The following is a 21,753-nucleotide window of genomic DNA, read 5'->3' on the forward strand; positions in this document are numbered from 1 at the left end:
CCATGGTCGCGGTAAGAAGTGCTCATTTGAATACGGCTGGTGAATTTGTCCCCGAGCAGTGGGTGGCAAGCCTGAACCTGTCCAATTCTGAGTCGTGTGAGCGTCTCACCGCCACCTGGCGCTATTGTCAGGAGAAGACCGCCGGTAACGCCGCGGCGCCGCTGCTGTTGTGGCGCGGCGTTGAAATGGTCGAGATCCTCTCTACCCTGAGCATGGATAATGACAGTATGCGCGCCGCGCTGCTGTTTCCGCTGGTGGATGGCGCGGTGATCGATGATGCCCGGGTGCGCGAGGACTTTGGTCTGGGCATCGCCGATCTGGTGCGCGGTGTGCTGGAGATGGACGCCATTCGTCAGCTGAAGGCTACCCAGGATGGGGCCGTCGGATCGGAGCAGGTGGACAATATCCGCCGGATGCTGCTGGCTATCGTAGAGGACTTCCGCTGCGTGGTGATCAAGCTGGCGGAGCGCATTGCCCACCTGCGCGAGGTGAAGGATGCGCCGGAAGAGGAGCGCGTGCTGGCGGCCAAGGAGAGCTTCAATATCTATGCCCCGTTGGCCAACCGTCTGGGGATCGGCCAGCTGAAGTGGGAGCTGGAGGACTTTTGCTTCCGCTACCTGCATCCGGAGGAGTATAAGCGCATTGCCAAGCTGCTGCATGAGCGGCGCATCGACCGCGAGCAGTTTATCGATGACTTTGTGCGCGATCTGCGCAGGGCAATGGCCGAGGAGGGGATCAAGGCGGATATCTACGGTCGCCCCAAGCATATCTACAGCATCTGGCGCAAGATGCAGAAGAAGTCGTTGGCCTTTGACGAGTTGTTCGACGTGCGCGCGGTGCGGGTGGTGGTCGATCGCCTGCAGGACTGCTACGCGGCGCTGGGGATAGTGCATACTCACTACCGTCACCTGCCCAGCGAGTTCGATGACTACGTCGCTAACCCCAAGCCCAACGGCTACCAGTCGATCCATACGGTGGTGCTCGGGCCGCACGGCAAGACGCTGGAGATCCAGATCCGTACCCGCCAGATGCACGAGGATGCCGAGCTCGGCGTGGCGGCGCACTGGAAGTACAAAGAGGGGCCGCAGGCGGGCGGCCGCTCCGGCTACGATAACCGTATCGCCTGGCTGCGCAAGCTGCTGGCCTGGCAGGAGGAGATGGCCGACAGCGGCGAGATGATCGATGAGGTGAGAAGTCAGGTGCTGGACGATCGGGTGTATGTCTTTACCCCCAAAGGCGACGTTATCGATCTGCCCGCCGGCTCCACGCCCCTCGACTTTGCCTACCATATTCACAGCGACGTCGGCCACCGCTGTATCGGCGCCAAGATCGGCGGGCGGATCGTCCCCTTTACCTACCAGCTGCAGATGGGCGATCAGGTGGATATCATCACCCAGAAGCAGCCTAACCCGAGCCGTGACTGGCTGAATCCCAACCTGGGGTATGTCACCACCAGCCGCGGGCGCGCCAAGATCCACAATTGGTTCCGTAAGCTCGATCGCGATAAGAATATCCAGGCCGGGCGCCAGATCCTGGATGACGAGCTGGCCCGTCTGGGGATCAGCCTGAAAGAGGCGGAAAAGCTGCTGCTGCCGCGCTACAACGTGCATACCCTGGACGAAGTGCTGGCCGCCATTGGCGGCGGCGATATCCGCCTGAACCAGATGGTCAACTTCCTGCAGGGCAAGATCAACAAGCCCAGCGCGGAGGAGGCCGATCGCGAGGCGCTGAAGCAGCTGACCCAGAAGGGGCAGTCCAGCGTGCGCAGCGACAAGAGCAGCGGCCGGGTGGTGGTCGAAGGGGTCGGTAACCTGATGCACCACATCGCCCGCTGCTGTCAGCCGATCCCCGGCGATGAGATCGTCGGTTTCATTACCCAGGGGCGCGGGATCTCCATTCATCGCGCCGACTGTGACCAGCTGGACGAGCTGCGCCGCCACGCGCCGGAGCGGATCATTGACGCGGTATGGGGTGAGAGCTACTCCAGCGGCTATTCGCTGGTGGTGCGGGTGACCGCCAACGATCGCAGCGGGCTGCTGCGCGACATCACCACCATTCTGGCCAACGAAAAGGTCAATGTGTTGGGGGTTGCCAGCCGCAGCGACACCAGGCAGCAGATGGCGACTATCGATATGGAGATAGAGATCTATAACCTGCAGGTGCTGGGTCGGGTGCTGGCCAAGCTGAATCAGCTGCCGGACGTGCTGGATGCGCGTCGTCTGAACGGCGGACGCGGCGGCGCGGAGTAAGCACGGGGCCTCCTGACCACGATCTGAAGCGCCGACCCGGGTAGGGGCGGCAGGCGTCGCGTGCGGCGCCCCATTTTTCTGTTGGAATAACATCGATGACCACATCTGCCATACAACGACTGTTGATGATTATGCGTACGCTGCGCGATCCGCAGCGGGGCTGTCCTTGGGATCTGCGTCAAACTTTTGCCACAATCGCCCCTTATACGCTGGAAGAAACCTATGAAGTGCTTGACACGATTCAGCGCAACGATTTCAATGGACTTAAAGAAGAGTTAGGCGACCTGTTGTTTCAGGTGGTGTTCCATGCGCAGATGGCCCGGGAGCAGGGGTTATTCAGCTTTGACGACCTGTGCCAAAGCATCTGTGACAAGCTGGAGCGCCGCCATCCCCACGTGTTCGACGCGGAGTATGACGGGACGGCGCAGGCTTCCGTGGCGCGCTGGGAGCAGCGCAAGCAGCGGGAGCGGGCGCAAAAGGCGATGGACTCCGTGCTGGATGACATTCCGCAGGCGCTGCCGGCGCTGATGCGCGCTGACAAGATCCAGCGGCGCTGCGCTTCGGTGGGATTTGACTGGGACACCCTGGGGCCGGTGCTGGACAAGGTTTACGAAGAAATAGATGAAGTGATGGATGAGGCGCAGCAGGCGGTGGTGGATCAGGCCCGTCTGAGTGAGGAGGTGGGGGACCTGCTGTTCGCCACGGTCAATCTGGCGCGTCATCTCGGCTGCCGTGCAGAAACCACGCTGCAGGAGGCCAACCGTAAGTTTGAACGTCGTTTCCGTGCGGTCGAGCAGGCGATAAGCGCCGGTGGACAGACGTTGGAAAGCGCCACGCTGGAAGAGATGGAGGCGGTGTGGCAGCAGGTAAAACAGCAGGAAAAACAGTAGGGTGGCACGCCGCGTCGGCGGGGGTTTTCCGTTTTGTTTTGGCTGTTTGATGCGCTGCGGCAGAGAATAATGGGATTTTTGGGTATTTTTTCTCTATATCCTTTTGTTTCAGAAGTAAAAGAAGATTATTGCAGGCGGTGTTTTAGCGCAGAAAACAGCGCGGACGGGATCAGATCGTTTGTGGCAAATAAAACCTTCGGGTATACTACTGTCCCGTCCTGGTTCTTCCATCGTCTTTAAACCTAACTCTCAGGTTCAGCATGACAACGAATTATATTTTTGTGACCGGCGGGGTCGTATCCTCTCTGGGTAAAGGCATTGCCGCAGCCTCCCTGGCGGCCATTCTTGAAGCCCGTGGCCTCAATGTATCCATGATGAAGCTCGATCCGTACATCAACGTCGATCCGGGTACCATGAGTCCGATCCAGCACGGGGAAGTTTTCGTTACCGAAGACGGCGCGGAAACCGATCTGGACCTGGGTCACTATGAGCGCTTCATCCGCACCAAAATGTCCCGTCGCAATAACTTTACCACCGGACGTATCTACTCCGATGTGCTGCGTAAAGAGCGTCGCGGCGACTATCTGGGCGCCACCGTTCAGGTGATCCCGCATATCACTAACGCCATCAAAGAGCGCATCCTGGAAGGGGGCGAGGGCCACGACGTGGTTCTGGTTGAGATCGGTGGCACCGTCGGTGATATCGAATCGCTGCCGTTCCTGGAGGCCATCCGCCAGCTGGCGGTCGACGTTGGTCGTGAGCACACCATGTTCATGCACCTGACCCTGGTACCGTACATGGCGGCCGCCGGTGAGGTGAAGACCAAGCCGACCCAGCACTCCGTGAAAGAGCTGCTCTCTATCGGTATCCAGCCGGACGTGCTTATCTGCCGCTCCGACCGCGCCATTCCGGCCAACGAACGCGCAAAGATCGCGCTGTTCTGTAACGTACCGGAGAAAGCGGTTATCTCCCTGAAAGACGTGGATTCCATCTACAAGATCCCGGGGCTGCTCAAGTCGCAGGGGCTGGATGAGTTTATCTGCAAACGTTTCAATCTGGCTTGCCCGGCGGCGGATCTCTCCGAGTGGGAACAGGTTATTTTTGAAGAGGCCAACCCGGCCGGAGAAGTGACTATCGGTATGGTCGGCAAGTATGTCGAGCTGCCGGACGCCTATAAGTCAGTGATCGAAGCGCTGAAGCACGGTGGGTTGAAAAACCGCGTCAGCGTTAATATCAAACTGATCGACTCACAGAATGTTGAAACCAAAGGCACCGAGATCCTCAAAGATCTGGATGCCATCCTGGTGCCGGGCGGTTTCGGCTATCGCGGCATTGAAGGGAAGATCGCCACCGCACGCTATGCGCGCGAAAACAATATCCCGTATCTGGGTATCTGCCTGGGGATGCAGGTTGCCCTGATGGAGTTTGCCCGCAATGTGGCGGGCATGGAAGATGCCAACTCAACGGAGTTCATGCCGGACTGCAAATACCCGGTCGTAGCGTTGATTACTGAGTGGCGTGATGAAGAAGGTAACGTTGAAATGCGCAGCGAAGACAGTGATCTGGGCGGCACCATGCGCCTGGGTGGTCAGCAGTGCAATCTGGTGGACGGTACGCTGGCGCGCCAGCTGTACGGTGCGCCGAGCATTGTGGAGCGTCACCGTCATCGCTACGAAGTGAACAACATGCTGCTGAAGCCGATCGAAGCCGCGGGTCTGCGCGTCTCCGGCCGTTCAGCGGACCATAGCCTGGTGGAGATCATCGAGCTGCCTAACCACCCGTGGTTCGTCGCCTCGCAGTTCCACCCGGAGTTCACCTCCACCCCGCGTGATGGACACCCGCTGTTCTCCGGCTTTGTTAAGGCGGCGGCGGAATACCAGAAACGTCAGGTGAAATAAGTGATTATGGGCAGGCGCGGGACTTGGGTTCCGCGTCTGTCGTCTGGAGTTTTAGTTTAACTTGTATCGAGGAAAACCTAATGTCCAAAATCGTTAAAGTTATCGGTCGCGAAATCATCGACTCCCGCGGTAACCCGACTGTAGAAGCCGAAGTTCATCTGGAAGGCGGTTTCGTCGGTATGGCTGCTGCGCCGTCAGGTGCTTCTACCGGTTCCCGCGAAGCGCTGGAGTTGCGCGACGGTGACAAGTCACGTTTCCTGGGTAAAGGCGTTCTGAAAGCGGTTTCCGCCGTTAATGGCCCGATCGCTGAAGTCATCATCGGTAAAGACGCCAAAGATCAGGCAAACATCGACCAGATCATGATTGAGCTGGACGGCACTGAAAACAAATCCAAGTTTGGTGCCAACGCCATTCTGGCGGTTTCCCTGGCCAACGCTAAAGCAGCCGCTGCCGCTAAAGGCATGCCGCTGTACGCTCACATCGCCGAGCTGAACGGTACTCCGGGCAAATACTCCATGCCGCTGCCGATGATGAACATCATCAACGGCGGTGAGCACGCCGACAACAACGTCGACATCCAGGAGTTTATGATTCAGCCGGTTGGCGCTAAGACCCTGAAAGAAGCGGTACGCATCGGTTCTGAAGTGTTCCACAACCTGGCTAAGGTGCTGAAGTCTAAAGGCATGAACACCGCTGTGGGCGACGAAGGCGGCTACGCGCCGAACCTGGAGTCCAACGCGGCAGCGCTGGCGGCCATCAAGGAAGCCGTTGAGAAAGCCGGTTACGTGCTGGGTAAAGACGTTACCCTGGCGATGGACTGCGCCGCCTCTGAGTTCTACAACAAAGAAACCGGTATGTATGAACTGAAAGGCGAAGGCAAATCCTTCACCTCCAACGAGTTCACCCACTACCTGGAAGGTCTGACCAAAGAGTACCCGATCGTTTCTATCGAAGACGGTCTGGACGAGTCTGACTGGGATGGCTTCGCTTATCAGACCAAAGTGATGGGTGGCAAGCTGCAGCTGGTGGGTGACGATCTGTTCGTGACCAACACCAAGATCCTGAAAGAGGGCATCGAGAAAGGCATCGCTAACTCCATCCTGATCAAGTTCAACCAGATCGGTTCTCTGACCGAAACCCTGGCTGCTATCAAGATGGCGAAAGACGCTGGCTACACCGCCGTTATCTCTCACCGTTCAGGTGAAACCGAAGATGCGACCATCGCCGATCTGGCGGTAGGTACCGCGGCTGGCCAGATCAAGACCGGTTCCATGAGCCGTTCTGATCGCGTAGCCAAGTACAACCAGCTGATCCGTATCGAAGAAGCGCTGGGCGCGGCTGCACCGTTCAACGGTCTGAAAGAAGTGAAAGGCCAGCATTAATCTGCCGCTTTTCTGATGTAAAAAACCCGCCATCCGGCGGGTTTTTTATGTCCGTGGTGTAACGGTTAACTGATCGCCTCTTCAGTGAGCAGGATTTGATACAGCTCATCCTTGATCCGCAGTTTTTCGCGCTTCATCTCTGAAATTTGCTCGTTGAAGGCTGCGCCGGGTCTGTTTTCAGCCCTCCTAATCTCATGGTCGAGCTGGTTATGCTCATGGAACAGGGTGGCAAATCGGACGTCTTCGGTTTTCAGACGGGAGATAAGATCACGATACTCTGGGAACATAAGCCCTCCTTTTGGTCAGAACCCATGCCTACTATGACACAGAAGCGCTGTTTGTTTTGTAACCAGTGTCTCAGGTTGCCGGTGAAGTTTACCGGGCATTAAGATGATAAAAATAAGGGGCCGCAGAGTGCGGCCCCTTGGGGTATGACACAGTAGAGCGTTACAGCCCGGCGATCACCCGGCGTAGCAGACGAATGCGCGGGGCGACGCTCTCCAGCTCCAGGTATTCGGCCGGGCTGTGGAAACCGGCACCGATAGGGCCAAAGCCATCCAGTGACGGGATCCCCAGCGCCGCGGTGTGGTTGGCATCAGAGCCGCCGCCCACCGCCTGCCAGGTGATGGCGATCCCCTCTTCCCGCCCGGCCTGTTCGACGCGGGCCATCAGGGCTTCGGTATCGCTTGACGGCGCCATGGCCGGGGTGTGGGCATCCTGCTGCAGCGTGCAGCTGACGCCGTCCAGGAACGGCTGCTGACAGCGGGCCTGCAGCGCCTGATTGACGCGCTGATACTCATCGTTGCACCAGAAGCGCAGATCGACCACTGCCTGAGCGTGGTCGGGCACGATGTTCGCCGCGTCGCCGCCGCTGATCACCCCGACGTTGAGTGTGGTGCCCTTGTCGCTGTCCGCCAGTTGGTTGACGGCGATGATGGCGTGGGCCAGGGCGGTGATCGCCGAGCGTCCCCTCTCCGGATCGTTGCCGGCGTGGGCGGCGACGCCCTGCAAGCTGAGGCGATAGCGGGCCATGCCTTTCCGGGCCTTGACCAGGGATCCATCGGCACGCGCTGATTCACACACCAGAACACAGCCGCTGCGCTTGGCCAGCTCGCCAATCCAGGCGTGGGAGTGGACGGAACCGGTCTCTTCATCCGGGTTCATGGCGACGGCGATGCGCAGGCGCTGACGATCGCTCTCTTCCAGACCACGTAGTGCCCACAGTATATTGAGCAGACCGCTCTTCATATCCGAGACGCCCGGCCCGTAGGCGCGGCCATCACGTACGCTCAGCGGACGCTCGGCGGCGGTGCCCGGTGGGAAGACGGTGTCCAGATGGCCGACCAGCAGCACATCGTAGCGATCGGCTTGCGGCTGATTGGTGACAAAGACCCCCGGCCCGACCTGGTCGCCCAGATCGACCTGCTCCGCGTGCCAGCCAGCGTCGCGGTACAGGCCGGTAAAGACATCAGCGACCCGGGCGACCCCGTCGCGGGTCTGGGTACCGCAGTCGACGTTGACTACGCTGCGCAGTTCGTCCAGATACTGTTCCAGTTGTATCATCCTATCTCTCCCTGAGTTACAGAATTACGCGCATGAGCAGCATGGCGATGAAGGCGTTGATGACGGAGATGCCGATCATCACCGGAATACGTTTGGCGGCGGTGCCAATAACGCCGAGGATACGCCCGGCATACTGGATCTGGGAGCCCATCAGGTAGATGGCCGGCGCCAGAATCGCCAGATGGGTCCCGGTGAGGATACCCTGGTCGAACAGTGCCACGGCAACGCCCACGCCACCGCCCATGGACATCCAACCACCGATCAGTACGGCAGCGGCCTCACCCGGCAGGCCAAACAGCCCCATCAGCGGGCCAAATACCAGTGCCATCCCTTTCAGGGCGCCGGTGATCTCCAGCGCCTTGATCAGCACAAAGGCCATCAAGACGTTGGGCAGGGTGCTGGTGGTGGCAATATTCCAGCCTTTACGCGCACCGGCGACAAAGACGTCGGTGATCATCGGCTTCGATGCGGAGGTAGAAATAGGTGCAGACATTAGGCTTCTCCCTGTGCCGGATGGGTTGCAGTTTTGGCGCTGTTACGTGTCGTAAGGCGCAGGTACAGGCGCATCAGGTTGGCGCCGAAGATTTTCATCACGAACATCACCGCCACACACAGGCCAATGGAGGTCGGTACCGCCGGGGTGCCGTCGAGGGTCATCAGGGTGAACAGCACCGCGCCGGAGGAGAAGAAGTTGGTGATCATGGCACCGGCGGAGAACTGGAACATGGTGAAGACGTCACGTTCGTGCTCGGCGATCTGCCCTTCGTCGGAGAGGTTGCGGGTCAGCGAGGCACCGACGTCGGTGCTCTGCAGTGAGCCGATCATCGCCAGACCGGCGGCGCCGGGGATCCCCAGCAGCGGACGCAGCAACGGCGTCAGTAACTTACGGGCCGCATTGAGCGCGCCGTAGTGCTCCAGCACGTTAATCATTCCCAGTGCGAACATCACCGCCGGGATCAGACCAAAGGCGAACAGAAAGCCGTCCATTGCGCCGGAGCCGCCCTTGCCGCGGAAGGTGCTGGTGGCGGCATTCACTGCGTCGCCGGCGCTGCTGACGCCGCTGACCACCTTACCAAATGCACCGTTGAGGGTGGTGAAGTCAAAAACGCCGTACCATTCTTTTCCGCCCAGCAGGCCGGAGAAAAATACCATTGCGAAGATCAGCGCGACATAGGCACCGAAGCCGACGCGCTGTTCAGTGGGCGGGGCGCTGGGTGGGATTGGACTACTCATGGAACATTTCCTTATGCCAGGTGTGAAGTGTTACAAAAGACAAGAATATGAATATTCAGTAATGCTTTTTTAGAATATATGACTTGGAGCAATAAAAGTATTGGTTATTTATACGACTAATTAATAATTTGAGATATCGCACGTGGAAAAATCGGAATTCCGTGCTAACAGTTCGGAATAGCGGAAATGTTACCGGGAGCCTGTGCACGGGTGACGGCCATAAAAAATCCCTGTCGGCGTCAGCGGGCAGGGATTGCGGGGAGGTGCCGAGCGCGGCGATCAGTACATCAGGGAGTAGAGCTGGCGGCGGAACTTAGCGGCCAGCGCGTCGCCGGTGCCCAGGGCGGCCAGAATGTCCATCAGCGTCTTGCGGGCTGCACCGTCACCGGCGGCCAGATCGTGACGCAGGTGATCCATCAGCAGGGTCAGCGCCTCTTCGTTGCGTCCGACCTGATGCAGCTGTAGGGCCAGCTGGACGGCCAGCGCCACGTTCTGTGGCTGTTCGGCGACCTGCAGCTGCAGCTGCTGGATTTCCGGGGTGTCGGCGGCCTGCTTCATCAGCTCGATCTGGGCGATCAGGCTCTGGTAGTGGGTGTCCTGATCCTGCAGCGGAACGGTGGTCAGCAGGGTGCTGGCCTCGTCGCTGCGGTTCAGGGCGATCAGGGTTTCGGCCAGCGCCAGCGTGATATCACTGCGGGTCGGCGCCAGGGCGTGGGCCTCTTTCAGCAGCGGCAGGGCCTCCGCCATATTGCCGGCGGCCATCAGCTCCGCTGCCTGGGCGGCCTTTAGCTCTTCTGGCTTGGGCAGAACCCGGGCCAACAGATCGCGGATCTGCTCTTCCGGCTGCGGTCCCTGAAAACCATCGAGCGGCTGACCATCCTTAAACAGATAGACCGTCGGGATGGCGCGCAGCCCGAACTGGGATGCCAGCATCTGTTCGGCGTCGCAGTCGACCTTGGCCAGGATGAACTGCCCGGCGTACTCGGTGGCCAGCTTTTCCAGCACCGGCGTGAGCTGTTCACAGTGTTGGCTGCGGGCAGACCAAAAGTAAAACAGCACCGGCACCGACATGGATTGCTCCAGCGTCTGGTGCAGGTTGGCTTCGGTAATATTGACTACGGTGGCGTTGATCATGGTGATTTCTCTCGATCCCTTCGGCTAGATAAAACGGATATGGGGGCGGTGGCGGCAATTACAAGGTCAGTGTGCCGTCGAGTGGCCACTCAGAATGCGATCCAGCGCGCGGCCCGGCAGGATCCGCCGCAGCAGGCTGAGCACATGAGCGATGACGGTGACCGGATAGCGCAGGCGCGGACGCGGACTCTCCAGCGCGTGGCGCAACTTGGGCAGCACCGCCTCCGGGGTCAGGGTGAAGCGGGCGGCGATGCCGGGGTTGGTCACCGGCCTGGTGCTGTCGCACTGGTGCACGTTGTGGGTAAAGCGCGAGCGGATGGGGCCGGGCTCGATCAGGGAGACGTGTACCCCGCTGCCACGCAGCTCCATGCGCAGCGCATCCGACCAGCCCTCCAGCGCATACTTGCTGGCGGCATAGGCGCCGCGTCCGGGGGTTGCCACGATACCCATGATGGAGCTGGTCTGGATGATGCGCCCCTCGCCCTGGGCCAGCATCGCCGGCAGCAGCAGCCGGGTCAGCTGATGGGTGCCGAACAGGTTGGTGGCAAACTGGCGCTCCAGCCCCTCGCGGCTGATCTGGCTGAGGGGCCCATAGAGACCGAAGCCGCCGTTATTGAACAGGGCATACAGACGCCCGCCGGTCAGCGCCAGCACCCGACGGGCGGCCTGCTCTACGCTGTCGGCGCTGTCGAGATCCAGCGTGATGCCCTCCATCCCCATGGCCTCCATCGCCGCGACGTCCTCCGCTTTACGGCAGGCGGCCAGCACCCGGTAGCCCCGCTGGTGCAGATCCTTGGCCGCCGCCAGTCCGATGCCGCTGGAACAGCCGGTGATTAAGATGGCTTTTTGCATAAGTTTACCTAAGTTGCCCTGTTAGTCGCTGAATATTCATGTTTAATTAATAGACGGCGCGCCGTCCTCCGCGCGCGTTAGCTGCGGCAGCAGGCGCTGCGCCATCCAGTCGGCGATAAATGGCTGGGCCAGCGCGTTGGGGTGCAGGCCGTCATTCTGGATCCAGTCGGGATGGCCGACCACCGCCTCCATATAAAACGGCAGCAGTGTAGCGTTAAAGCGCGCTGCCAGCTGAGGGTAGATAGCCGCAAAGGCGTCGCCGTAGCGCCGGCCGTAGTTGGGCGGCAGGCGGATCTGCATCAGCAGCGGCGTGGCGCCAGTCTGCTGCACCTGTCCGATGACAGCGGACAGCGTCGCGGCGATGGCGTCAGGAGCAACGCCGCGTAGCCCATCGTTGGCCCCCAGCTCAATCAGCACCCAGCGCGGCCGGTGCTGCTGCAGCAGCGCCGGCAGGCGCAGCAGGCCCTGCCCGGCGGTATCGCCGCTGATGCTGGCGTTGATCACCGTCAGCGGCGGGGTACGCCGCTGCCATTGCTGTGCCAGACGTGCGACCCAGCCCTGCTGCTCCGGCAGGCGATAGGCGGCGCTCAGGCTGTCCCCCAGCACCAGCAGTGTATCGGCACGGGCTGCCGTCAGGCCACACAGGATCATGACCACTATCAGGAGTATCCGATGCCAGCGCAAAACGTCATTGAAGTTCATCATGTCGCCAAACGGGTTGGTGAGGGTGAAAACCAGATCTCCATCCTTACTGCTGTCGACCTGGTTGTCAAACGCGGACAGAGCCTGGCGCTGATCGGTGAGTCGGGATCGGGAAAATCGACGCTGCTGGGGATCTTGGCCGGGCTGGACGATGCCAGCGATGGCGAGGTGCGTCTGCTGGGGTACCCCCTGTCACAGCTGGATGAAGAGGGGCGCGCCGCCCTGCGCGCCCGCGATATCGGCTTTGTGTTTCAATCTTTTATGCTGGTGCCGACCCTGACGGCGCTGGAGAACGTACAGCTGCCCGCGCTGCTGCGCGGCGAGGGGGAGCGCGACAGCCGCCAGCGTGCCGCGGCGCTGCTGACGCAGCTGGGGCTGGGGCAGCGTCTGCAACACCTGCCGGCCCAGCTCTCCGGCGGCGAGCAGCAGCGGGTCGCGCTGGCGCGCGCCTTCAGCGCCCGGCCGCAGATCCTGTTTGCCGATGAACCGACCGGCAACCTGGATCGCCAGACCGGCGAGCGTATTGCCGATCTGCTGTTTGAGCTGAACCAGCGCCAGGCGACGACGCTGGTGCTGGTGACCCACGATGTTCAGCTGGCGGCACGCTGCCAGCGGCGTCTGCGGCTGGTGGACGGAACGCTGCGGGAGGTCGCGTGATCCGACGCTGGTTCTGGCGTGAATGGCGTACGCCGTCGCTGCTGATCGTCTGGCTGGCGTTGGCGCTGGCGGTGGCCTGCGTGCTGGCGCTGGGGCGCATTGGCGATCGTCTGGATCAGGGGCTGCAGCGGCAGGGGCGCGAGGCGATCGCCGCCGATCGGGTGCTGCGCAGCTATACGCCGGTGCCGGAGGCGTGGCTGGCACAGGGGCGGCAGGAGGGGATCCGGATCAGCCGGCAGTGGGTGTTTTCTACCATGGCGTTTGCCGGTGGCCGACTGCAGCTGGCGGAGGTGAAGGCGGTGGACGACGCCTACCCGCTGTATGGGCGGCTGGAGACGCGCCCGTCGCGCCAGATGCCGCGCCCCGGCGAGGCGCTGGTCGCGCCACGGCTGATGGCGCAGCTGGATCTGCGCCCCGGCGATGCCGTGGAGGTGGGGGATATAACGCTGCGGGTGGCCGGCGAGGTCGACCGGGAGCCGGACGGCGGGTTCAGTCTGCTGAGCAGCGCGCCCAGGATGCTGATCGCGCTGGCGGACGCCGAGCGCAGCGGAGTGGTGCAGCCGGGTAGCCGGGTGAGCTACCGCTATGGACTGGCCGGCAGCAGCGAGGCGCTGGCGCGCTATGACGCCTATCTGACGCCGCGCTTGCAGGCGGATCAGCGTCTGACTAAGGCCGCACAGGGCTCGAACGTGTTGGCGCGTACCCTGCAGCGGGCGCAGCAGTTTCTGCTGCTGTCGGCGTTGCTGACGCTACTGCTGGCCATGGCCGCCGTCAGCGTGGCGATGGGGCACTACTGCCGCAGTCGCCATGAGCTGATGGCGCTCTTGAAGACGCTGGGCGCCGGGCGGCGTCTGCTGCTGAAGTGGGTGGTCGGACAGTGGCTATGGCTGCTGGGATCGTCGCTGCTGGTGGGGGCGGGGCTGGGGCTGCTGGTCGAGCGGGGGCTGCTGTGGCTATTGACACCGCTGCTGCCCGCCACGCTGCCGTCGCCCGGCCTCTGGCCCTGGCTGTGGGCGTTAGGCGGTATTCCGCTGGTCGCCCTGTTGGCCGGTTTACGTCCTTACCGTCAATTGTTGGCGGCGCCTCCGCTGCGGGTGCTGCGTGCCGATGCCCTGAGTCCGCTCTGGCCTTTACGCTATTACCTGCCATTGATAGCGCTGCTGCTGGGCGCCGGGCTGCTGTGGCTGGTCGGCACCAGCGCGCTGATCTGGTCGCTGCTGCTGGGGATGGCTCTGCTGGCCCTGCTGTTGGCGCTGTGCGGCTGGCTGGGGCTGTGGAGCGTGCGCCGACTGGCGCCGGGCAGCCTGACGCTGCGTCTGGCGCTGGGGCGTCTGCTGCGCCAGCCGGGGGCAACCCTGAGCCAGCTGGCGGCCTTTTCACTCTCCTTCATGCTGCTGGCTCTGCTGCTGATGCTGCGCGGCGATCTGCTCGATCGCTGGCGTCAGCAGCTGCCGCCGGACAGCCCCAACTACTTTCTGTTCAACATCAGCGAGGCGCAGCGCGAGCCGTTGCAGGCGTTCCTGCAGTCGCACGGCGTTGCTCCACAGACGTTTTATCCCATTGCGTTGGCGCGCCTGACGGCGATCAACGGACGCCCGCCGGTGGTGCAGGGGGGCGATGAGTCCCTGAACCGTGAGCTGAACCTTACCTGGCTGGCGTCGCTGCCGCCTGGAAACCCGCTGCTGGCAGGAAAGTGGCCGCCGGGTGTGGGGGGCGTCTCCGTGGAGCAGGGGGTGGCTGAGCGTCTGGGAGTGATGCTGGGCGACAGCCTGACGTTTAGCGGCGACAGTCGGCAGTTCAATGCCCGGGTAACCAGCCTGCGGCGGGTGGACTGGGAGAGCCTGCGCCCCAACTTTTACTTCATCTTCCCACCCGGTGGGCTGGAGGGGCAGCCGCAAAGCTGGCTGACCAGCCTGCGCTATGACGGCGATACGCGGTTCTTGGCTGAGCTGAACCGCCGCTTTCCGACCCTGACGCTGGTGGATATGGGGGCTCTGCTGCTGCAGGCGCGCCAGATACTGGATCAGGTGGGGCGGGCGCTGGAGGTGATGGTGCTGCTGGTGGTGTTGTGTGGGGTACTGCTGCTGTTGGCGCAGGTGCAGGTGGGAATGGATCAGCGCCGTCAGGAGCTGCAGATTTACCGGATCTTGGGCGCATCGCGGCGGGTGCTGCGGCGCACCCTGTATGCCGAGTTCATGCTGCTGGGGCTTGCCGCAGGCACGGTGGCCGCCGCTGCCGCCGAGGGGGCGCTGTGGCTGCTGCAGCGGCAGGTATTTGACTTTCCCTGGCAGCCCGCCTGGTCGGTGTGGCTACTGCTGCCGCCGGGTGCTGCGCTGCTGTTAGGGGGGTGTGGCGCCGGGTTGGGGAGAGGGCTGCTGCGCCGCCCCCCTGCGCGCTGACGCTCAGCTCAGCCGTGTACTGGCCCAGGCCAGGATGTCCCGGTACTCTGCCGGCAGCTGGCCGCGCAGGGTATCCAGGGCGCTGACCAGCCGCTGGGATTGAAAGTGGTTCAGGTTGAGGTGGCCCACCTTGCGTCCCGGATGGACCGCCTTATCATACCAGTGCAGGTGTACCAGCGGGCCATCCAACCACGCGTTATTCAGCGCGGTGCCGATCAGGTTGATCATCACGGAGGGGGTGGAGACATCCGGGTGCGGCAAAGGCAGGCCAAGCAGTGCACGCAGGTGCAGCTCAAACTGGCTTATCGAAGCGCCGTTCTGTGTCCAATGCCCGCTGTTGTGTACGCGCGGTGCCAGTTCGTTAATCAGCAGCGTGTCATCATCCACCACGAAACACTCCATCGCCATGACGCCGACGTACTCCAGATGCTGCATGATGCGCTGTAGCATCATCTGCGCCTTCTCCTGTAGAAAGCTTTCCGGCTGTGGAAAGACCAGGCTGGCGCGCAGAATGCCCTCCTGGTGCAGGTTATGGGTGAGGGGATAGAAGACGCAGCGGCCATCCTGAGCGCGGGCGCCGATCAGTGAGACCTCGCCGATGAAGTTTATCCCTTGCTCGACGATACACTGCCCGTAGATCTCGTCATCAAGCTGGGTTTCATTGCCGGGACGAATATGCCATTGACCGCGTCCGTCATAGCCGCCGGTGCGGCGTTTGACGATGGCCAGCGGGCCGAGACGTTCAAGCAGGGCGGGCCACTGTTCTGGCGCGGCCAGCAGCGCCCAGGGCGCCGTCGGCAGGCCCAGTTCGTCCAGCAATTGCTTTTGGCTGTAGCGATCGGCCAGCAGTGGGAAGATGTCGCGGTTGATAAAGCCCGGGTGGCGGGCCAATTCGCGGGTCAGTGGCGTATCGGGCCAGCGCTCGATTTCGGCACTGATCACCGCCTGCCGCCAGGGGACGCTGTGCGGATCGGCCTCGATACCCACCGGGTAGACCGGGATCCCCAGCGGCTCTCCGGCCTGACGCAGCATGCGCCCCAGCTGACCGTCGCCCAGTACGCAAACCGGCTTCATGCGTCCTCCCGCGGGTCGGGGTGGTTGAGTACCTCATCTGTCTGCGCCTGGCGCCAGGTGGTCAGGCGGCGGCTCAAGTCTGCATCATGCAGTGCCAGGATCTGGGCGGCCAGCAGGGCGGCATTGGCCGCCCCCGCCTTGCCGATGGCCAGAGTGCCAACCGGAATGCCGCGCGGCATCTGTACTATCGAGTAGAGGCTGTCGACGCCGCTCAGCGCGGCGCTCTGTACCGGTACGCCCAGCACCGGCAGCAGAGTCTTGGCCGCCAGCATGCCGGGCAGGTGGGCTGCGCCGCCGGCGCCGGCGATGATCACCTGCAGCCCGCGCGCCGCAGCCTGTTCGGCAAAGTGAAACAGCTTATCCGGGGTACGGTGTGCTGATACCACCTCAATGTGGCAGGGCAGTTCAAGCTGAGTCAGAATTTCGGCGGCGAACTGCAGGGTGGTCCAATCGCTTTTGGACCCCATGACGATGGCGATCCTGGCCGGTGCGGCGCTGGCGGACATGAATGGTGTACTCCTCTAACCCGGTGGCGGTGAATGGCCACCCGATCCCGGCGGCCTTACAAATTAAGAGGGAAAAGCATAGCATAGCTTTTTAGACGAGGAAAACGTTTGCGTATTCGCTGGGAGGGGGGACATCAGTGCTGTTACGTTATCGGTTAGCGTAATGCGTTGACAACATCTACTCTAAAAGCAGTCGTCCATGGAGGGGGGCTTTGGCTGCCTTAACCGTTCAACGGCAGAGAGAGTCTGAGGCAAGACTGTAGCAATCAGATCCGCCAATCACCTAAAGGTTCGATGTATTCGACAAGAGCCATTGCCGCGGTTATCTACAAAGCTGGACACAATGCAGATAACCGTGATCGGCCATGTAATCACGAGAGCGATTAAGAGCCTATCCCATTAGGCTATTTGATTTGCCATTGTGGTTTTGGACCGTGCTCACAATCTTTACATACTGCGTGTACGCTCCGGTTGTTGCGTGCTGTCCGTGTCCAAACTGGCTGCAACAATATATGCCTACTGGGATGGATTGCGAATGCAGAATGATGTTGTTTTATTTTAGTTAATCCGCGATAGCGGAATGGCAATGTTGTCTCTGGATGCGCTGTACCTCTACCGATGGAAGGCGAAAGATGTCGTCCCGTCCGGCCCGGTGATGGCGCTGAGCATGACCATGACCGCCGCGGGAGCGCTGGACGAGGCGGACCTGGCTATCGGCAGGGTCCGTCCAGAGGGCGTAGTGACGCGCGTCGGTGAGTTTTGCGTGCTGCTGTACCGCACAGGCGCGCGGTGGCCGGGCGGATCTGTCGCGCGGTGGCGGCGCGGGGCAATACTCCGCCGGGTATGACCCTCAGCTTCGCTGGTTTTGTCTGCGGGAAGGACAGGATGAGCACCGGACGGGCATGGTGCAGGCAGACATAACGTTGTATCAGACCAGGTTGGCGGAGCGCAATCGCGTCGTGATGATCTCGTCCTCGGCGGGGTGAGCAGGCAGCTCGATCAGATGTATCCCCTGTGCATCGACCCGGATCATCGAACCGTGGGTATGCCAGGCACCCAGTACCGCACGCAGGGCGCAACGGCCATCGTCGAGACTGAAGTGGTGCAGGGCCGGGCGGTGGGTATGGCCGTGGATCATGCGCTGAACGCCGTGGCGCCGCAGGGTGGCGCAGACCGTCTCCTGGTTGACGTCCATGATGGTCATCGCCTTGGCGCTGTTGCTGCGCTGGCTCTGTTGGCGCATGCCGACGGCGATCTTCAGGCGCAGGCGCAGGGGAAGGCGGCGGAACAGCCATTGTAGCAGGGGGTTGTGAACCCGGCGTCGGTAGCGCTGGTAGTCGCGATCGTCGCTACACAGGGTATCGCCGTGCAGCAGCAGAATAGGCTGACCGTACAGCGTAATGATCTGTTCGTCGGGCAGCAGGGTCATGCCGCAGCGCTTGGCATAGGACTTACCCAGTAAAAAATCGCGGTTGCCGCAGATGAAGTAACAGGGAACGCCGTTGTCGCTCAGCTGGCGCAGCGCCCCGGCGACTTGCCGGTGCAGTGGCTGGGGGTCATCATCACCTATCCAGTAGTCGAAAAAGTCGCCCAGAATGTACAGGGCTTCTGCCTTGGGGGCCTCTTCGGCAAGAAAACGCAGAAAACCGGCGGTGATCGCCGGTTCCTGTTGGCTGAGGTGTAAATCAGCGATGAACAGCGTTGCCATCCGGGCGATTATTCGCTCACGGTAACGCTTTGGATGATCACGTCTTCACGCGGAACATCCTGGTGCATGCCGTTACGGCCGGTGGAGACGCCCTTGATCTTGTCGACCACGTCCATGCCTTCCGCCACTTCGGCGAATACGGCATAGCCCCAGCCGTCCGGGCGCTCGGAGCGGAAGTTGAGGAAGTCGTTATCAACGACGTTGATGAAGAACTGGGCGGTGGCAGAGTGCGGATCGTTGGTGCGCGCCATGGATAGCGTGCCGCGGGTATTCTTCAGGCCATTGTTGGCTTCATTCTTGATCGGTGCCTTGGTGGCTTTCTGTTTCATGCCCGGCTCGAAACCGCCGCCCTGGATCATGAAGCCATCGATCACGCGGTGAAAGATGGTGTTGTCGTAGAAGCCGTCACGGCAGTATTCCAGGAAGTTGGCAACGGTAGCCGGCGCTTTGTCGTCAAAGGTTTTGATGACGATGTCACCATGATTGGTGTGGAAAGTAACCATAACAATAATCCTGTTTTATGATGATTGAAGCAAGCGGAATGATTGTAGCCGATGCCCCTGCCGCTGGCACCTCTTTCTCCGGGAATATTCGCCGGGCGCCGCTCCCGGGCTTCATTCTCTCCGGGCGCTGCGTTAGTATAACCTTTACGTTTTTATCCTGTTATCAGCAACTATCACGGATACCCCCGATGCTTAAAATCTTTAATACACTCAGTCGCCAGAAAGAGGAATTTAAACCCATCCATGCCGGTGAAGTCGGTATGTATGTGTGTGGGGTAACCATTTACGACCTGTGTCACATCGGTCACGGCCGTACCTTTGTCTGTTTCGACGTGGTGGCCCGCTACCTGCGCTATCTGGGCTACAGGCTGAAGTATGTGCGTAACGTCACCGATGTGGACGATAAAATCATCAAGCGTGCGCTGGAGAACCAAGAGAGCTGTGAGCAGCTGACCGAGCGTATGCTGGCAGAGATGCATCGCGATTTCGATGCCCTGAATATCGCCCGTCCCGACGTAGAGCCGCGGGCGACCCACCATATCGCCGAGATCATCGCGCTGGTGGAGCAGCTGATCGCCCGCGATCATGCCTATGTGGCCAGCAACGGCGACGTGATGTTCGCCGTCGATACCGATCCGGACTACGGCGTGCTGTCGCGTCAGGATCTGGAGCAGCTGCAGGCCGGTGCGCGGGTGGAGGTGGCCGACGTGAAGCGCAACCCGATGGACTTTGTGCTGTGGAAGATGTCCAAGCCGGGCGAGCCGAGCTGGCCGTCACCGTGGGGCGAAGGGCGTCCCGGCTGGCACATCGAGTGCTCGGCGATGAACTGCAAGCAGCTGGGATCGCACTTTGATATTCACGGCGGTGGCTCGGATCTGATGTTCCCGCACCATGAAAACGAGATCGCCCAGTCGACCTGCGCCCACGACGGCGCCTACGTCAACTGCTGGATGCACTCTGGCATGGTGATGATCGATCGCGAGAAGATGTCCAAGTCGCTGGGCAACTTCTTCACCATTCGCGACGTGTTGGCGCACTATGACGCGGAGACGGTGCGTTACTTCCTGATGTCCGGCCACTACCGCAGCCAGCTGAACTACAGCGAAGAGAACCTGAAGCAGGCGCGTGCGGCGCTGGAGCGTCTGTATACCGCGTTGCGCGGTACCGATGTCGCGGCGCAGCCGACGGCAGATGAGACCTTTACCACTCGCTTCCGGGCGGCGATGGATGATGACTTCAACACGCCGGAGGCCTACTCGGTACTGTTTGACATGGCGCGTGAGATCAACCGCCTGAAAGGGGAAGATATGGCGCAGGCGAATGCGCTGGCGGCCCAGATGCGCGGTCTGGCCCACGTACTGGGGCTGTTGGAGCAGACGCCGGAGCACTTCCTGCAGAGCGGCGCCGCGGCAGGCGATGACGAGGTTGCGCAGATCGAGGCGCTGATCAGGCAGCGCAACGACGCCCGCGCCGCCAAGGCATGGGCGCTTGCCGATGAGGCGCGTGACAGCCTGAATGCGATGGGGATCGTGCTGGAGGATGGGCCGCAGGGTACCACCTGGCGGCGTAAGTAAGGCCGGGCGATAATGCGCAAAAAGCCGGACCCGGGTCCGGCTTTTTTACGTCTGGCGTTCAGCTTAGGCGATGACGCGCGCCTGCTGCCCGGCGAAGTCGACCAGCTGGCCTGCGACAATCTTTGCGCGCTTGCGCGTTTCGACCGCGCCGTCGACCTTAACCTGCCCCTCGGCAATCAGGTTTTTGGCCTGGGCGCCGCTGTCGCACCAGCCCTGCAGCTTCAGCAGATCGCACAGCTCGACGTGCGGATGATTGTCCAGATGGAAAGTTTGCATGGTCTTTTCTCTTGCCTTAAAAATTAACCGCCGCGCGGGCGGACACGCCGCTATTGTGCCAGTCTGCAGCGCCCGGCGCACGGGAAAGCTGCGTCTGGGGTCGGGGGCTTAGTCGTCGTGAAACGCCTCACAGGCCTGCAGGGTGTTCTGCATCAGGGTGGCGACGGTCATCGGCCCGACGCCGCCGGGGACCGGGGTGATCCAGCTGGCGCGCTGGGCGGCACCGGTAAAGTCGACGTCGCCGACCACCTTACCGCTCTCCAGCCGATTGATGCCGACATCGATCACCACTGCGCCGGGCTTGACCCATTCGCCGGGGATAAAGCCGGGTTTACCGACGGCGGCGACGATCAGATCGGCGCGCTCGACGTGCTGCTGCAGGTTACGGGTGCGACTGTGGGTGATGGTGGTGGTGCAGCCGGCCAGCAGCAGCTCCAGCGCCATCGGTCTTCCCACGATGTTGGAGGCGCCAACCATCACGGCATCCATCCCCTGGGTCTCGATGCCGCAGCGCTCCAGCAGGGTAATGATGCCGCGCGGGGTGCAGGGACGGAGCTTGGGGGTGCGCTGGCACAGGCGCCCCAGATTGTAGGGGTGAAAGCCATCCACGTCTTTGTCCGGATGGATGCGTTCCAGCACCCGGCTGTTATCGATGCCGGCGGGCAGCGGCAGCTGTACCAGAATGCCATCGATGGCCGCGTCGGCGTTGAGCGTATCGATCAGCGCAAGCAGCTGGGCCTCATCGGTGCTGTCCGGCAGTGCATAGGAACGGGAGAGAAAACCGACCTCTTCACAGGCGCGCTGCTTGCTGCCGACGTAGATCCGGGAGGCCGGATCGTCACCGACCATGATGACCGCCAGTCCCGGTGCCCGTTTGCCGTCCGCCAGGCGTTGTCGCACCCGTGCCGCCACTTCACTTCTGACTTGTCGCGCAATCGTTTTCCCATCAATAATTTTTGCTGCCATGGTGAGTTGATCCATCCTGGTTATGTTGCGGGGATGGCACTATTGTCGCAAATGGCTGGCTTGCTGTCAGGTGAATATTGATCTTAATCAAGGCCTGATGTATGTGTTTTACCGTGAAAGGCATTGACTCACCCGAGTTGGGCCGTATAATCCAATTCCGCCTGAAACATCAGGCAGATGCACCGGT

21 protein-coding genes are annotated in these 21,753 nt (G+C 61.5%); 8 read left to right on the plus strand and 13 right to left on the minus strand.

Going from position 1 to position 21,753, the window contains the following annotated elements; translation table 11 throughout:
- Nucleotides 1-2: 2 nt before the first annotated feature.
- From relA to eno, 4 genes are all read left to right on the plus strand, one after another.
- Complete coding sequence (gene relA / locus EIEH_RS15480) at nucleotides 3-2,249, plus strand: GTP diphosphokinase (RefSeq protein WP_015872268.1); 2,247 nt, start codon at nucleotides 3-5, stop codon at nucleotides 2,247-2,249.
- 95 nt (nucleotides 2,250-2,344) lie between these two features.
- Complete coding sequence (gene mazG / locus EIEH_RS15485; RefSeq protein WP_015872267.1) at nucleotides 2,345-3,139, plus strand: nucleoside triphosphate pyrophosphohydrolase; 795 nt, start codon at nucleotides 2,345-2,347, stop codon at nucleotides 3,137-3,139.
- Between the two features lie 260 nt (nucleotides 3,140-3,399).
- Entirely contained in the window at nucleotides 3,400-5,037 is a 1,638-nt protein-coding gene (gene pyrG / locus EIEH_RS15490) for a glutamine hydrolyzing CTP synthase (RefSeq protein ID WP_015872266.1), read from the plus strand.
- A gap of 80 nt (nucleotides 5,038-5,117) precedes the next feature.
- On the plus strand, nucleotides 5,118-6,419 hold the full coding sequence (gene eno / locus EIEH_RS15495) for a phosphopyruvate hydratase (protein WP_015872265.1): 1,302 nt from the start codon (nucleotides 5,118-5,120) through the stop codon (nucleotides 6,417-6,419).
- Between the two features lie 65 nt (nucleotides 6,420-6,484).
- Here eno and EIEH_RS15500 read toward each other — a convergent pair whose 3' ends face one another.
- From EIEH_RS15500 to tesA, 7 genes are all read right to left on the minus strand, one after another.
- Nucleotides 6,485-6,706, minus strand: a complete 222-nt coding sequence (locus tag EIEH_RS15500; RefSeq protein WP_015872264.1) for an HP1242/YdcH family protein — start codon at nucleotides 6,704-6,706, stop codon at nucleotides 6,485-6,487.
- A 160-nt stretch (nucleotides 6,707-6,866) separates the two neighbouring features.
- Entirely contained in the window at nucleotides 6,867-7,982 is a 1,116-nt protein-coding gene (locus EIEH_RS15505; protein ID WP_015872263.1) for a M20 family metallopeptidase, read from the minus strand.
- Between the two features lie 16 nt (nucleotides 7,983-7,998).
- Nucleotides 7,999-8,475 carry a YjiG family protein gene (locus EIEH_RS15510; protein WP_015462165.1) on the minus strand — a complete coding sequence of 159 codons (477 nt, stop codon included), beginning with the start codon at nucleotides 8,473-8,475 and terminating at the stop codon, nucleotides 7,999-8,001.
- Nucleotides 8,475-9,215, minus strand: a complete 741-nt coding sequence (locus EIEH_RS15515) for a nucleoside recognition domain-containing protein (RefSeq protein WP_015872262.1) — start codon at nucleotides 9,213-9,215, stop codon at nucleotides 8,475-8,477. Before EIEH_RS15515 ends, EIEH_RS15510 begins: the two co-directional genes overlap by 1 nt.
- Before the next feature lie 279 nt (nucleotides 9,216-9,494).
- Nucleotides 9,495-10,349 carry a co-chaperone YbbN gene (locus EIEH_RS15520; protein ID WP_015872261.1) on the minus strand — a complete coding sequence of 285 codons (855 nt, stop codon included), beginning with the start codon at nucleotides 10,347-10,349 and terminating at the stop codon, nucleotides 9,495-9,497.
- A 66-nt stretch (nucleotides 10,350-10,415) separates the two neighbouring features.
- The gene (locus EIEH_RS15525; protein WP_015872260.1) at nucleotides 10,416-11,201 is read right to left on the minus strand and encodes an SDR family oxidoreductase; all 786 of its coding nucleotides are present in this window, start codon (nucleotides 11,199-11,201) and stop codon (nucleotides 10,416-10,418) included.
- Between the two features lie 42 nt (nucleotides 11,202-11,243).
- Nucleotides 11,244-11,906 carry a multifunctional acyl-CoA thioesterase I/protease I/lysophospholipase L1 gene (gene tesA / locus EIEH_RS15530; protein WP_015872259.1) on the minus strand — a complete coding sequence of 221 codons (663 nt, stop codon included), beginning with the start codon at nucleotides 11,904-11,906 and terminating at the stop codon, nucleotides 11,244-11,246.
- On the opposite strand from tesA, the gene ybbA reads away from it, so the two are divergent.
- Both ybbA and ybbP read left to right on the plus strand, forming a co-directional pair.
- Nucleotides 11,874-12,560: a putative ABC transporter ATP-binding protein YbbA gene (ybbA, locus tag EIEH_RS15535; RefSeq protein WP_015872258.1), complete on the plus strand. Its 687-nt coding sequence runs from the start codon at nucleotides 11,874-11,876 to the stop codon at nucleotides 12,558-12,560. The genes tesA and ybbA overlap by 33 nt on opposite strands.
- Nucleotides 12,557-14,959 (plus strand): putative ABC transporter permease subunit YbbP, encoded by a 2,403-nt coding sequence (gene ybbP / locus EIEH_RS15540; RefSeq protein ID WP_015872257.1) that lies wholly within the window; start codon nucleotides 12,557-12,559, stop codon nucleotides 14,957-14,959. Before ybbA ends, ybbP begins: the two co-directional genes overlap by 4 nt.
- 3 nt (nucleotides 14,960-14,962) lie before the next feature.
- On the opposite strand, the gene purK is transcribed toward ybbP, so the two are convergent.
- Complete coding sequence (gene purK, locus EIEH_RS15545) at nucleotides 14,963-16,033, minus strand: 5-(carboxyamino)imidazole ribonucleotide synthase (RefSeq protein ID WP_015872256.1); 1,071 nt, start codon at nucleotides 16,031-16,033, stop codon at nucleotides 14,963-14,965.
- Nucleotides 16,030-16,539, minus strand: coding sequence for a 5-(carboxyamino)imidazole ribonucleotide mutase (gene purE, locus EIEH_RS15550; RefSeq protein ID WP_015872255.1), 510 nt, complete (start codon nucleotides 16,537-16,539; stop codon nucleotides 16,030-16,032). The genes purK and purE overlap by 4 nt, the downstream gene beginning before the upstream one ends.
- A 580-nt stretch (nucleotides 16,540-17,119) precedes the next feature.
- Between purE and EIEH_RS15555 the strand changes: the two genes are divergently transcribed.
- Nucleotides 17,120-17,386 carry a hypothetical protein gene (locus tag EIEH_RS15555; RefSeq protein WP_128574067.1) on the plus strand — a complete coding sequence of 89 codons (267 nt, stop codon included), beginning with the start codon at nucleotides 17,120-17,122 and terminating at the stop codon, nucleotides 17,384-17,386.
- An 81-nt stretch (nucleotides 17,387-17,467) separates the two neighbouring features.
- Here the strand turns inward: EIEH_RS15555 and lpxH are convergent, their stop codons facing one another.
- Together lpxH and ppiB are read right to left on the minus strand one after the other, a co-directional pair.
- Entirely contained in the window at nucleotides 17,468-18,247 is a 780-nt protein-coding gene (gene lpxH / locus EIEH_RS15560; protein ID WP_015872253.1) for a UDP-2,3-diacylglucosamine diphosphatase, read from the minus strand.
- 8 nt (nucleotides 18,248-18,255) lie between these two features.
- Nucleotides 18,256-18,750, minus strand: a complete 495-nt coding sequence (gene ppiB / locus EIEH_RS15565; RefSeq protein WP_015872252.1) for a peptidylprolyl isomerase B — start codon at nucleotides 18,748-18,750, stop codon at nucleotides 18,256-18,258.
- Nucleotides 18,751-18,938: 188 nt separating this feature from the next.
- Here ppiB and cysS point away from each other — a divergent pair, with 188 nt between their 5' ends.
- Nucleotides 18,939-20,324: a cysteine--tRNA ligase gene (cysS, locus tag EIEH_RS15570; RefSeq protein ID WP_015872251.1), complete on the plus strand. Its 1,386-nt coding sequence runs from the start codon at nucleotides 18,939-18,941 to the stop codon at nucleotides 20,322-20,324.
- 63 nt (nucleotides 20,325-20,387) lie between these two features.
- Here the strand turns inward: cysS and ybcJ are convergent, their stop codons facing one another.
- Nucleotides 20,388-20,600: a ribosome-associated protein YbcJ gene (gene ybcJ / locus EIEH_RS15575; protein WP_015872250.1), complete on the minus strand. Its 213-nt coding sequence runs from the start codon at nucleotides 20,598-20,600 to the stop codon at nucleotides 20,388-20,390.
- A 108-nt stretch (nucleotides 20,601-20,708) separates the two neighbouring features.
- Entirely contained in the window at nucleotides 20,709-21,566 is an 858-nt protein-coding gene (gene folD / locus EIEH_RS15580; protein WP_015872249.1) for a bifunctional methylenetetrahydrofolate dehydrogenase/methenyltetrahydrofolate cyclohydrolase FolD, read from the minus strand.
- Nucleotides 21,567-21,753: the final 187 nt, after the last annotated feature.

The organism is Edwardsiella ictaluri ATCC 33202 (genome assembly GCF_000264785.1).
Classification (GTDB): Bacteria; Pseudomonadota; Gammaproteobacteria; order Enterobacterales; family Enterobacteriaceae; genus Edwardsiella; species Edwardsiella ictaluri.

What these genes read in the sequence shown, in the direction of transcription:
- relA (WP_015872268.1), top strand. Translation starts at nt 3, where the DNA reads ATGGTCGCGGTAAGAAGTGCTCATTTGAATACGGCTGGTGAATTTGTC.
- mazG (WP_015872267.1), top strand. Translation starts at nt 2,345, where the DNA reads ATGACCACATCTGCCATACAACGACTGTTGATGATTATGCGTACGCTG.
- pyrG (WP_015872266.1), top strand. Translation starts at nt 3,400, where the DNA reads ATGACAACGAATTATATTTTTGTGACCGGCGGGGTCGTATCCTCTCTG.
- eno (WP_015872265.1), top strand. Translation starts at nt 5,118, where the DNA reads ATGTCCAAAATCGTTAAAGTTATCGGTCGCGAAATCATCGACTCCCGC.
- EIEH_RS15500 (WP_015872264.1), bottom strand. Translation starts at nt 6,706, where the DNA reads ATGTTCCCAGAGTATCGTGATCTTATCTCCCGTCTGAAAACCGAAGAC.
- EIEH_RS15505 (WP_015872263.1), bottom strand. Translation starts at nt 7,982, where the DNA reads ATGATACAACTGGAACAGTATCTGGACGAACTGCGCAGCGTAGTCAAC.
- EIEH_RS15510 (WP_015462165.1), bottom strand. Translation starts at nt 8,475, where the DNA reads ATGTCTGCACCTATTTCTACCTCCGCATCGAAGCCGATGATCACCGAC.
- EIEH_RS15515 (WP_015872262.1), bottom strand. Translation starts at nt 9,215, where the DNA reads ATGAGTAGTCCAATCCCACCCAGCGCCCCGCCCACTGAACAGCGCGTC.
- EIEH_RS15520 (WP_015872261.1), bottom strand. Translation starts at nt 10,349, where the DNA reads ATGATCAACGCCACCGTAGTCAATATTACCGAAGCCAACCTGCACCAG.
- EIEH_RS15525 (WP_015872260.1), bottom strand. Translation starts at nt 11,201, where the DNA reads ATGCAAAAAGCCATCTTAATCACCGGCTGTTCCAGCGGCATCGGACTG.
- ybbA (WP_015872258.1), top strand. Translation starts at nt 11,874, where the DNA reads ATGCCAGCGCAAAACGTCATTGAAGTTCATCATGTCGCCAAACGGGTT.
- tesA (WP_015872259.1), bottom strand. Translation starts at nt 11,906, where the DNA reads ATGATGAACTTCAATGACGTTTTGCGCTGGCATCGGATACTCCTGATA.
- purK (WP_015872256.1), bottom strand. Translation starts at nt 16,033, where the DNA reads ATGAAGCCGGTTTGCGTACTGGGCGACGGTCAGCTGGGGCGCATGCTG.
- purE (WP_015872255.1), bottom strand. Translation starts at nt 16,539, where the DNA reads ATGTCCGCCAGCGCCGCACCGGCCAGGATCGCCATCGTCATGGGGTCC.
- EIEH_RS15555 (WP_128574067.1), top strand. Translation starts at nt 17,120, where the DNA reads ATGGCAATGTTGTCTCTGGATGCGCTGTACCTCTACCGATGGAAGGCG.
- lpxH (WP_015872253.1), bottom strand. Translation starts at nt 18,247, where the DNA reads ATGGCAACGCTGTTCATCGCTGATTTACACCTCAGCCAACAGGAACCG.
- ppiB (WP_015872252.1), bottom strand. Translation starts at nt 18,750, where the DNA reads ATGGTTACTTTCCACACCAATCATGGTGACATCGTCATCAAAACCTTT.
- cysS (WP_015872251.1), top strand. Translation starts at nt 18,939, where the DNA reads ATGCTTAAAATCTTTAATACACTCAGTCGCCAGAAAGAGGAATTTAAA.
- ybcJ (WP_015872250.1), bottom strand. Translation starts at nt 20,600, where the DNA reads ATGCAAACTTTCCATCTGGACAATCATCCGCACGTCGAGCTGTGCGAT.
- folD (WP_015872249.1), bottom strand. Translation starts at nt 21,566, where the DNA reads ATGGCAGCAAAAATTATTGATGGGAAAACGATTGCGCGACAAGTCAGA.